The sequence below is a fragment of the Cupriavidus sp. UME77 genome (genome assembly GCF_014170355.1).
GTDB lineage: Bacteria > Pseudomonadota > Gammaproteobacteria > Burkholderiales > Burkholderiaceae > Cupriavidus > Cupriavidus basilensis.
Map to the genome: position 1 here is coordinate 1 of NZ_LZZU01000015.1, position 11,549 is coordinate 11,549.

At 67.5% G+C, this 11,549-nt stretch carries 8 protein-coding genes; 5 read left to right on the forward strand and 3 right to left on the reverse strand.

Annotated elements, in window-relative coordinates; all coding sequences use genetic code 11:
* The first annotated feature begins 133 nt into the window (after positions 1 to 133).
* From A9975_RS06785 to A9975_RS06795, 3 genes are all read left to right on the forward strand, one after another.
* Positions 134 to 1,111, forward strand: coding sequence for a tripartite tricarboxylate transporter substrate binding protein (locus A9975_RS06785; RefSeq protein WP_183031964.1), 978 nt, complete (start codon positions 134 to 136; stop codon positions 1,109 to 1,111).
* 72 nt (positions 1,112 to 1,183) lie between these two features.
* A complete protein-coding gene (locus tag A9975_RS06790; RefSeq protein WP_183031965.1) occupies positions 1,184 to 2,383 on the forward strand; it encodes a CaiB/BaiF CoA-transferase family protein in 1,200 nt (399 codons plus the stop codon).
* Entirely contained in the window at positions 2,380 to 3,246 is an 867-nt protein-coding gene (locus A9975_RS06795; protein WP_183031966.1) for a citryl-CoA lyase, read from the forward strand. The genes A9975_RS06790 and A9975_RS06795 overlap by 4 nt, the downstream gene beginning before the upstream one ends.
* A gap of 37 nt (positions 3,247 to 3,283) precedes the next feature.
* Here the strand turns inward: A9975_RS06795 and A9975_RS06800 are convergent, their stop codons facing one another.
* The 3 genes from A9975_RS06800 to A9975_RS06810 form a co-directional block, all read right to left on the reverse strand.
* Positions 3,284 to 4,513, reverse strand: a complete 1,230-nt coding sequence (locus A9975_RS06800) for a diguanylate cyclase (RefSeq protein WP_370564045.1) — start codon at positions 4,511 to 4,513, stop codon at positions 3,284 to 3,286.
* Positions 4,514 to 4,731: 218 nt separating this feature from the next.
* A complete protein-coding gene (locus A9975_RS06805) occupies positions 4,732 to 5,460 on the reverse strand; it encodes an IclR family transcriptional regulator (protein WP_183031967.1) in 729 nt (242 codons plus the stop codon).
* Positions 5,461 to 5,806: 346 nt separating this feature from the next.
* Entirely contained in the window at positions 5,807 to 6,265 is a 459-nt protein-coding gene (locus tag A9975_RS06810; protein ID WP_183031968.1) for a hypothetical protein, read from the reverse strand.
* A gap of 717 nt (positions 6,266 to 6,982) precedes the next feature.
* On the opposite strand from A9975_RS06810, the gene A9975_RS06815 reads away from it, so the two are divergent.
* Entirely contained in the window at positions 6,983 to 8,215 is a 1,233-nt protein-coding gene (locus A9975_RS06815; RefSeq protein WP_183031969.1) for an efflux RND transporter periplasmic adaptor subunit, read from the forward strand.
* Between the two features lie 15 nt (positions 8,216 to 8,230).
* Complete coding sequence (locus A9975_RS06820) at positions 8,231 to 11,446, forward strand: efflux RND transporter permease subunit (RefSeq protein WP_183031970.1); 3,216 nt, start codon at positions 8,231 to 8,233, stop codon at positions 11,444 to 11,446.
* Positions 11,447 to 11,549: the final 103 nt, after the last annotated feature.

Below are 11,549 nucleotides of genomic sequence, written 5' to 3' on the forward strand. Positions count from 1 at the left end.
CCCCTTGACATCCCCCCTCCCCCCTCCTATCCTCCCACCTAAATTCCCTAAGTAAGATTAACGTTCTATTCTACAGAACACAAGAGACCATCCGCCGGTGCCGTGCACCACCCCAATCCGGAGACACAACACAATGAAACGCTTCCACATCCGCGCCCTGCTGCTGCTCGCAGTCCCCGCCCTGCTCGCCGCAGGCGCCATCCCCGCTGCGGCGGACACCTATCCGAGCCAGCCGGTGCGCCTGGTGGTCCCCTTCCCGCCGGCCGGCGGGACTGATGTCATGGCGCGCCTGGTGTTCAACAAGGTGGGCATGACCACCCACTGGAACGTGGTGGTGGAAAACCGCGCGGGCGCGGGCGGTAATATCGGCATGGACGCGGTGGCCAAGGCCCGCCCCGATGGCTACACGCTCGGCATGGGCCAGACCGCCAACCTGGCGATCAATCCCACCCTGTACCCCAGGATGCCCTACGACGCGGTCAAGGACTTCACCCCGGTGGCGCTGGTTTCCGCGCAACCGCTGGTGCTGATCGTGCGCAAGGACGCGCCGTACAAGAACCTGGCCGACCTGATCACCGCCGGCAAGGCCAAGCAGCTCTCGATGGCGTCGGCCGGCACGGGCACCGTGGGCCACCTGACGAGCGAGATGTTCGCGCGCCGCACGGGCATCAAGATGCTGCATGTGCCCTACAAGGGCGCCTCGCCGGCGCTGACCGACCTGCTGGGCGGCCAGACCGACTTTTACTTCGCCACGCCGCCGATCGCGCTGCCGATGATCAAGGCCGGCAAGCTGCGCGCACTCGGCGTGACCTCGGCCAAGCGCCTGCCGCTGCTGGCCGACGTGCCGACCGTGATCGAAGGCGGCTATGCCGGCTTCCAGGCGGAGGACTGGAAGGCGCTGGTGGCGCCGGCGGGCACGCCGGCGGAGATCGTCAAGCGCGTCAACGAAGAGATCAACAAGGCCATCGCCCAGCCCGACACCATCGCCAAGATGCGTGAGGAAGGCAGCGAGCCGCGCGGCGGCTCCCCGCAAGACCTGGCCGCGTTCATCAAAGCTGAAAACACCCGCTGGGGCACCCTCGTGCGCCAGTCCGGCGCCAAGGTAGAGTAACGCCTTCGCCGCCCGCCGCGGCCGGCTTCGCCACTGCGAAGCGCCGCGGCACCGACACCTCAAAGCCTCGCCATGCAAAAACCGCTGCGCCATATCCGCGTCCTCGACCTCACCAACGTGCTGGCCGGGCCCTTCTGCTGCCACCAGCTCGCCCATATGGGCGCCGAGGTCATCAAGGTGGAAACCCCAGGCACCGGCGACCTGGCCCGCCAGCTGGGCGCCGACGCCGAGCTCAACAGCCGGCTCATGGGCGTGTCCTTCCTGGCGCAGAACCCCGGGAAACGCTCCATCACCATCAACCTCAAGCACGCGAGCGGCAAGGAAGTCTTCCGCAAGCTGGTGCAGAGCGCCGACGTCCTGGTGGAGAACTTCCGCCCCGGCGTGATGGACCGCCTGGGGCTGGGCTTCGAGGCGCTCAAGCAGATCCATCCCAAGCTGATCTATTGCGCCATTTCCGGCTTCGGGCAGGATGGCCCGCTGTCGGACCTGCCGGCGTACGACCAGATCATCCAGGGCATGTCCGGGGTGATGAGCATCACCGGCGACCCGCAGACCGCGCCATACCGCGTGGGCTACCCGGTCTCCGACACCATCGGCGGCATCACCGCGGCCTTTGCCGTGGCCGCCGCGCTGGCGGATCACCAGCGCACCGAGGGTTACTTCATCGACGTCTCGATGCTGGAAGCCACCCTGGCCACCATGGGCTGGGTGGTGTCCAACTACCTGATCGCAGGCAAGACCCCGGCGCCGATGGGCAATGAGAACATGACGGCCAGCCCGTCGGGCGCCTTCCACACCGGCGAGGGCCTGATCAATATCGCTGCCAACAAGCAGGAGCAGTTCGAAGCGGTCTGCCGCGTGGTGGGCCGCCCGGAACTTGCCACCGACGCGCGCTTCGCGCAGCGCCAGGCACGGCTGGCCAACCGCGCCGAACTCACGCGCGAGCTGGAGGCGGAGCTGGCGAAGAAATCCGCCGATGCGTGGTGGAAACTGTTCAACGAGGCGGGCGTGCCGGCCGGCCCGGTCTACAGCGTGCCGCAAACGCTGGATCACCCGCAGGTGAGCGGGCGCGGCATGATCGGTGAGTTTGCCGAGGTGCCCGGCGTGGGCCGCGACATCCGGCTGGTGCGCACGGGCTTCAAGCTCAATGGCGAGGCCCCGTCGGTCGACACCCCGCCGCCGGAGCTCGGCCAGCACACCCGTGAAATCCTCGCCCAGCTTGGCTACGGCGAGGCGGATATCGAAACCCTGCAAAAGGAGCGCGCGGTATGAGTGAACCTACGAAGGCAAACACCGGCACCAATGACATCAACGAAGGCCAGCGCCTCTCCCAGGACTGGTGGCGCACCGAGATCATCGACATGCAGCCCGGCGAGATCCGCTACCGCGGCTATCCCATCGAGCAGCTCATCGGCCAGGTATCGTTCGCGCAGATGATCTGGCTGATGCTGCGCGGCGACCTGCCGGCGCGCGGGCAAGGCGAGTTGCTGGACGCCGCGCTGATGTCGGCGGTGGACCACGGCCCGCAAGCGCCGAGCATCGCCATCGCTCGCATGGCCGCCACCTGTGGCGTGGGCCTGAACAATGCGATGGCGTCCGCCGTCAACGTGCTGGGGGATGTGCATGGCGGCGCCGGCGAGCAGGCCGTGGAGCTGTACCAGGATGTGGCACGCCGTATCGACGGCGGCGAAACCCAGGAAGCCGCGGTCAAGGCCGCGCTGGCGGATTACCGCGACAACCACGGCAAGTTCGTCTCCGGATTCGGCCACCGCTTCCATCCGCTGGACCCGCGCGCCCCGCGCCTGCTGGCGCTGGTGGACCAGGCCGCGGCCGATGGCGTGGTCTCGGGCCGCTTCGCCACCATTGCACGCGCGGTGGAGGCCGAACTGGGCGCGGGCCGCAGCAAGCCGATTCCCATGAATATCGACGGTGCCACGGCCGTGATCTACGCGGAGCTGGGCTTCCCGGCGCCGCTGGCGCGCGGGCTGTTCTGCCTGTCGCGCTCGGTCGGGATCCTGGCGCATGCCTGGGAGCAAACGCAGCAAGGCGGCCGCAACAAGGGCCCGATCCCGCGCCAGTACATCTGGACTTACGACGGCCACCCGCCCCGGGACGTGCCGGCGGCAAAGGACTGATCCAGGCTGAGGGAAAGCGCTGCCGGCCCTAGTGGCCCTAGCGGCCAGGCACGTGGGCGGAATCGCCCACGTCGCCGGGCACGGGGCGCGTGGCGGGCGCCATCCAGGACGCCAGCGCATAGCGGTCCCGGCCAAACTCCTTGGCCGCATAGAGCGCCCGGTCGGCCGCCGCGAACAAGGCGCGCCACAACCCTTCCACCCCCGCCGCCCCGCCCCGCAACTCGGCCACGCCGATGCTGACGCTGGCAAACGCCGCCGACTCGCCGGGCAGCGCAATGCCGCGCACCTTTTTCAGGATCCGGTTGGCCAGCGCGGTGGCCTGGCCTTCGTCGGTATGCGGGCAGAGGATGCAGAATTCCTCGCCGCCGTAGCGTCCGGCCACATCGGAGGCACGCCGCGAGTTGTCGATGGCCTCGGCGATCAGCTTGAGCACGGTGTCGCCAGCATGGTGGCCATGCCGGTCGTTGACCTGCTTGAAATGGTCGATATCGATCACCAGGCAGGACAAGGGCTGGCCGTGGCGCTCCCAGGCGGCCACCAGGCTGATGGCTGACTTGTCGAGCGCGCCCCGGTTAAGCAGGCGCGTCAGCGCATCGAGCCTGGCGCCGTTTTCATTGGTGGCAATGACCTGCTCCATGGCCATGACCGTGAACCCGAACAAGGCCAGCAAGGTGCCCACCAGCGGCGCCACCAGCAAGATCCCGTTGGCACTGCTGGCATAGAACGGCCCCGAGGTCACGTTGCCTGCCAGCCCGGCGGCGAATCCGGCCAGGTGCGTGGCCAGGTGAATCAGGCTGGCAACCACCACCAGGGGCGTGCCCACGCTGCGCCGGCCATCGTAGGCGTGCAGCAGGGTGACGACCGTCAGCACGGCCACCAGGGCCAGGCTGCCGTAGCCGATCACATGCATGCGCGCCTGGCCGCCAGCCATGCCGGCTGCGCCAGCCAGCGCCAGGCCGGCCACCGTCACGCCCACCGCTAGCGTGCGATCCCACGACGCCATGCCGTAATACACCCGCACGCCGCGGTAGATCAGCAGCCTGCCGGCGATAAAGGCAGCCGCCCCGCCCGCGCTGACATAGACCTGCCTGGCCGAAGCGTTGGCCGCCAGCACCAGACCGGCGGCCGACACCAGCAGATGCCCGAGCGCCCACAGGCGCCCGGCCGCGCTAGGCCGCAAGGCGCCGAGCAGGCCCATCGAAATGGCCAGCGTGCTGGCATACACCACCACCATGACGACGACAATCGTTTGCTGGTCTAACTGCACGGAATTCCTTTGAAGATACCGTGTTGCCGGTGACGTTGACGGGAGGCTTCAGAGGCAGGCCCGGTTGGTTGGTCAACTTCGCAAAGGCGCATGATATCGCCACGGACGCCGACAGGGCCACCCCCGACAAGCCGGGCATCGGCCTGGATGCCGGGCACGGCACAAGGTGCAAGGAGCAAGCGCCACGCCGAATCGGCTTTGCACCGATCTGGGGCAGATCAGGCGGGAAACGGGAACGTGCCCCCCAGCGCCAGGGTCAGGTCGCGGGCCGCCCGCAGGACGTGCGGGCGGAAAGCCTCGTCAAAGCGCGGCGTCGGGCAGGTCAGGGTCAGCGCACCCTTGAGCTCGCCGTCCGGTCCAAACACCGGCGACGATACGCCGGCAATCTCCGGCAGACGATCCCCGACCATCGCCGCGACGCCCTCTTCCCTTATCTTCTGGTAAAGCTCCCCCCGCGCCCCGCCGAAGGCGCGCAGCACGCGGCCACCGGCACCGCGGTTGCGCGGCAGCAGCTCGCCCGCCTTGGCATGGTCGCGCACCGGCTGGGGCGAGTCGACGCGGTACAGGCACAGGCGGTGCTCCCCCTGTTCGACGTGGTAAGCGGCGCTTTCGCGCGTGGCCTGCACCAGCTGGCGCAGCACCGGCATGACGATCAGCTCGAGCGAGAACGAAGCAGAATACACCGAGTTCAGCCGCGCCACTTCCGGGCCGAGCCCGTAGCGGCCATCGGTATGGCGCAGGATCAGCCTGGCGTGCTCCAGCGACGCCAACAGGCGCAGCAGCGTGCTTTTGTAGAGCCCGGTGCGCTGGGCCAGCTCCACCAGGCTCAGCGTGGTGTCGCCCAGGCGGAACGCGGAAAGCACGAACAAGGCTCGGTCTACGGCTACGGCGCCGCCTTCGGCGGCATGCTTGTCGGCTTCGGAGAGCTGGGCGGCTTTACGTGGCATGAAGGAAACAGGGCAGGAAAGGTCAGGAAAGCAGAAAAAAGCGGAGCGGCGGCGTGGTACCGGGCCGGCATCCCGCCGGCCGGGGAAAGCCAGCAGCATAGCCGCACAGAATTCCACGGTACAGAACGGTACCAGCCTTGTCAATCGGTGCCGCGAGCGGGTGTGAAGGGATGCAACGCGGGCCAGATGCCCTGCTTGCCCGGCACCGGCATGCCCGCCGGATGGCGCGCATCCTTGATGCCGCCGCGCCGGGCCGGCCCGGTCGAACATGGTGGCAAAGACAGCGCGGGGCCAAGCCATCCGGTGGCAGCGTCTGTCGCGCATTCACATTGGGCGCCGTCCTGCGTCAGTGATGATGACCACCTCCATGGAACCCGCCCTGGACGCCGCCGCGCGGCGCGCCGACAAACGACCCGCGCGAGCCGCCATGGAAGCCGCCGCCCGGGCGCGGCAGGAACACGCGGTGCATGCTGTGCGCGTGATGAAAGCGATCGACAAAGATAAAGCTCGCGCCAAAGCCGACGCCAACCGGCGTCCAGTACCAAGGGTCGTAGTAGTAAGCCGGCTGCCCATACGCCACCGCGCCGCCCGAACTATCCACCATCTGCCAGGAACCATCCGGCTGCAGGCAGGCCAGCCCCACCACCTGTTGCAGGTAGCCGTCGATCTCCACCTGCCCCGCCATCTGCTGGCAAGGCGACGAATCGCCATTCCATGCGTCCGCGGCCACCGCCTGCGCCGCCGCGGGCGCGCTCAGGCCGAGACCGGCAAGTAACGCCGCCACGGCACCCAGAGCCTTGCTCATGATGTCATCCCGGGATCGAATGCCCGACGTTGCGATGCGCGGGCCGTTGCCCGAACCGCATCCCGCGGCACATCGGTTTGCCTGCCGGCCCGCTGGCACGCTTGCGCGGCGCGCGTTCCTGCATTTGGTAAACGCGTGGCGCCCCGGCTTTATTCCGCACAGCGGATGTTTTGCCCCCGCTCCCACGCAGCGCGCAGCATGGCCCACATCTTGGCCCGGCGCCGTGCGGCACGCGATACTCTGAGACGTTTCTTGCTTTGTCATGCAAGTGATCTAGAGTGGTGTGATGCACCATTTCGCCAGGCTGTGGCGGTGCTGGAAAGGCCACAGCGTGCAACGACACGATGGAGTGATCGCGCAAATGGCTGGGGTGAGTGCACTGATACGGGCTCGCATCCAGCTTGCGGAAATCATCTCCTTCCACCCTCTTCGTCTTCGTCCTGCCACCTGGCATGGCAAGGTCAGGCATCCGAGCTTTCGCGGCCTCTCCCGCACGCCGCGCGAGGCTTGCGGCCATCGCAGGCGCCCCGATCGCCGCGTCTGTCCATAACCGAGTCCACGACAACCGCCCACCGGCAGGCAAGGCCGGGGCGGCAGTTGCCGGCGCGCGAATTCGATCGCAGTGCCGTGTTGCGTCACCGCCTGTCCATGCCGGGTGGGCAGCGCGTGCGCGTGTTTGTGCTTTCCGTCCACTTCCACCGATTCCGAGGTCCCTTCATGCGCATCGAGCGGGTTCCCTTTCGCCATATCAGTGCCGCGACGGTTGCCGTAATTCTTGCTGCATGCGGACAGAAGCCCGCCGCGCCGCCGCCGCAGACGCTGGAGGTCGGCGTCGTCACCGTCAAGCCGGCCACCGTGCCCGTCACCTCCGAGCTGCCGGGCCGCACCAGCGCGTACCTGGTCGCGCAAGTGCGCGCGCGGGTCGACGGCATCGTGCTGCGCCGCGAGTTCACCGAGGGCGATGAGGTCAAGCTGGGCCAGCGCCTCTACAAGATCGACCCGACGCCCTACATTGCCGCGCTCAACAATGCCAAGGCCGTGCTGGCGAAGGCACAAGCCAACGTGGGCACGCAGAACGCACTGGTCCAGCGCTACAAGATCCTGGTGGCGGCCAACGCCGTGAGCAAGCAGGACTACGACAACGCCGTGGCCGCGCTGGGCCAGGCCGTGGCCGACGTGGCATCGGGCAAGGCGGGGGTGGAAACCGCGCAGATCAACCTGGGCTACACCGATGTCGTGTCCCCCATCACCGGGCGCAGCGGCTTGTCGCAGGTGACGCCGGGCGCCTATGTGCAGGCCAGCCAGGCCACGCTGCTGACCACGGTCCAGCAACTGGACCCGGTCTACGTCAACCTGACGCAATCGAGCGTCGAGGGGCTGCGGCTGCGCCGCCAGATCCAGGAGGGCCGCCTGCAGACCACCGGCGCCAATGCCGCCAAGGTCACGCTGTTGCTGGAAGACGGACGCGCCTATCCGCAGCCCGGCCAGCTCCAGTTCACCGACGTGAGCGTGGACCAGAGCACGGGATCCGTGACGGTGCGTGCGATCTTCCCGAACAAGGATCGCGTGCTGCTGCCCGGCATGTTCGTGCGCGCGCGCATCGACGAGGGCGTCAATGACAAGGCCATCGTCGTGCCGCAGATCGGCGTCACGCATGACGCGAAGGGGCAGGCCGTGGCGCTGGTCGTCGGCCAGGACAACAAGGTGACGCAACGCCAGCTTGTCACCACCGGCACCTACGGCAGCGGCTGGGTGGTGGACAGCGGCCTGCAGCCGGGCGATCGCGTGATCGTCAACGGCGTGGAGAAAGCCAAACCGGGCATGACGGTCAAGCCGGTCGAAGCCCAGGTACCGGCGCAGCCGGCCTCCGGCGCGCAGGCCATGCCTGGCGCCGGCGCGCCGGCGGCATCGGCGCCTTCCGCAGCATCGGCAGCATCGGCCGCGCAATAACCGGGAGCCAGCTTCATGGCAAAGTTCTTTATCGACCGGCCAATTTTTGCGTGGGTGATCGCGATCATCCTGATGCTGGCCGGCCTCGCCGCGACCACCACGCTGCCCATTGCCCAATACCCCACGATTGCCCCGCCGGCCGTGCAGATCAGCGCCACCTACCCCGGCGCTTCCGCCAAGACCGTCGAAGACACCGTCACGCAGGTGATCGAGCAGCAGATGAGCGGCCTGGACCACCTGCTGTACCTGTCGTCCACCAGCGACGACTCGGGCACCGCCACCATCACGCTGACTTTCGCGGCCGGCACCAACCCGGACATTGCGCAGGTCCAGGTGCAGAACAAGCTGCAACTGGCCACCCCGCTGCTGCCGCAGGCCGTGCAGCAACTGGGCACCAAGGTCACCAAATCGAGCAGCAGCTTCCTGCTGATCCTCGCCTTCGTGTCCAAGGACGGCAGCATGGGCCGCTACGACCTGGCGAACTACGTGGCGTCGAAGGTGCTGGACCCGGTCAGCCGGATCGACGGCGTCGGCACGGTGACGCTGTTCGGCTCGCAGTACGCCATGCGGATCTGGCTCGACGCGACCAAGCTGAACAACTACAGCCTGACCCCGATCGACGTCAAGAACGCGGTGGCCGCGCAGAACGTGCAGGTCGCCGGCGGCAGCCTGGGCGGCACGCCGTCGGTGCCGGGCCAGATGCTGCAAGCCACCATCACCGAGGCCACGCTGCTGCAAACCCCCGCGCAGTTCGGCAATATCCTGCTCAAGGTGAATACCGACGGCTCGCAGGTGCGCCTCAGGGATGTGGCGCGCATCGAGCTGGGCGGCGAGAACTATAACTTCGACACCAAGTACAACGGCCAGCCGACCGCGGCCTTCGGCATCCAGCTCGCCACCGGCGCCAACGCGCTGGCCACGGCCAAGGCGGTGCGCGCCAAGATGGCCGACCTGCAGCGCTACGCACCGCAAGGCGTGGTGGTGGAGTATCCGTACGACATCACGCCGTTCATCACGCTGTCGATCGAGGAAGTGATCAAGACGCTGATCGAGGGCATCGTGCTGGTGTTCCTGGTGATGTACCTGTTCCTGCAGAACCTGCGCGCCACGCTGATCCCGACCATCGCGGTGCCCGTGGTGCTGCTGGGCACCTTCGCGGTGATGTCGGTGGTTGGCTTCTCGATCAACACGCTGTCGATGTTCGGCATGGTGCTGGCGATCGGCCTGCTGGTGGACGATGCGATCGTGGTGGTGGAAAACGTCGAGCGGGTCATGGCCGAGGAAGGCTTGTCGCCGCGCGACGCCACGCGCAAGGCCATGGAGCAGATCACCGGCGCGCTGGTGGGCGTGGCGCTGGTGCTGTCGGCGGTGTTCGTGCCGGTGGCATTCTCCGGCGGCTCGGTGGGGGCGATCTACCGGCAGTTCTCGCTGACCATCGTTGCCGCCATGGTGCTGTCCGTCCTGGTGGCCCTGATCCTGACGCCGGCGCTGTGCGCGACCATGCTCGAGCCGATCCCGAAAGGCCACCACGATGAAAAGACCGGCTTCTTCGGCTGGTTCAACCGCACCTTCGCCAGGAGCCAGAAGAAGTACCACGGCGGCGTGGAGCACGTGATCCGGCGCTCGGGCCGCTGGCTGGTCATCTACCTGATGGTGATCCTGGTGGTGGGCTTGCTGTTCGTGCGCCTGCCGAAAGCCTTCCTGCCCGAAGAGGACCAGGGCACCATGTTCGTGCTGGTGCAAGCGCCCGTGGGCTCCACGCAGGAGCGTACCGCCAAGGTGCTGCTGGATGTGCAGGAGTACCTGCTCAACAGCGAGAAGGAATCCGTGGAAGCGGTGCTGACGGTAAACGGCTTCAGCTTTGCCGGCCGCGGCCAGAACTCGGGCCTGGTGTTCGTGCGGCTCAAGGACTTCTCCCAGCGGGAGTCCGCCAACCTGAAGGCACCCGCTTTGGTCAGGCGGATTTTCGGGCACTTTGCGGGATACAAGGACGCCAACGTGTTCCCGTTGAACCCCCCTTCCATTCCGGAACTCGGCACGGCCGCAGGCTTCGACTTCGAGTTGCAGGACCGTGCCGGCGTGGGCCACGAAAAGCTGATGCAGGCGCGCAACATGCTGCTCGGCATGGCGGCCAAGGACGCGCTGCTGGCGCAGGTGCGCCCGAACGGCCTGAACGACACCCCGCAGTTCAAGGTCGACATCGACCGCGAAAAGGCCAATGCGCTGGGCGTCAGCGCCGCCGACATCGACCAGACCTTCTCGACCGCCTGGGCGTCGCTATACGTGAACAACTTCCTCGATACCGACAACCGGATCAAGAAGGTCTACGTGCAGGGTGAACCCAGGTTCCGCATGAACCCGGAGGACCTGAACGCGTGGTACGTGCGCAATGCGGCTGGCACGATGGTGCCGTTTGGCGCCTTCGGCTCGGGGGCGTGGATCTTCGGCTCGCCCAAGCTCGAGCGCTTCAACGGCATCCCGGCGGTCGAGATCCAGGGCTCGGCGGCGGCCGGCAAATCGACCGGCCAGGCGATGAATGCCATGGAAGCCATCGCGCAGAAGCTGCCCGACGGCATCGGCTACGAATGGACCGGCTTGTCGTACCAGGAGCGCCAGTCCGGCTCGCAAGCGCCACTGCTCTATGGCATCTCGATCCTCGTCGTGTTCCTTTGCCTGGCCGCGCTGTATGAGAGCTGGTCGATCCCGTTCTCGGTGATCATGGTGGTGCCGCTGGGGATCTTGGGCGCGCTGCTGGCCGCCACCCTGCGCGGGCTGGAGAACGACGTCTTCTTCCAGGTCGGCCTGCTGACCACGGTGGGGCTATCGGCGAAGAACGCCATCCTGATCGTGGAGTTCGCCCGCGACCTGCGCGACCAGGGCATGAGCACCGTCGACGCGGCGGTGGAGGCGGCACGCCTGCGCTTGCGCCCGATCCTGATGACATCGCTGGCCTTCATCCTTGGCGTGCTGCCGCTCGCGCTCAGCAATGGCGCTGGCTCCGGCAGCCAGCACGCGATCGGCACCGGCGTGATCGGCGGGATGCTGACCGCCACCTTCCTCGCGATCTTCATGATCCCGATGTTCTTCGTCGTGATCGGCAAGTTCAGCAAGACCAAGCACAAGCCCGGGTCGCCACCGGCGCCCGCCCCGTCCGGCCATGCAGGCGGCGGCAATGACGATGGCAGCAATGGCAGCGACGGCGGCGCCGGCACGCCTGGCCAAGGACATTGAGATGCCCAGACTCGCACTGATCGCCACCGCCGCCACCGCCATCCTGGCCGCCGGCTGCACGCTCCAGCCGCGCTATGAGCGCCCCGCCGCCCCCGTTGCCCCC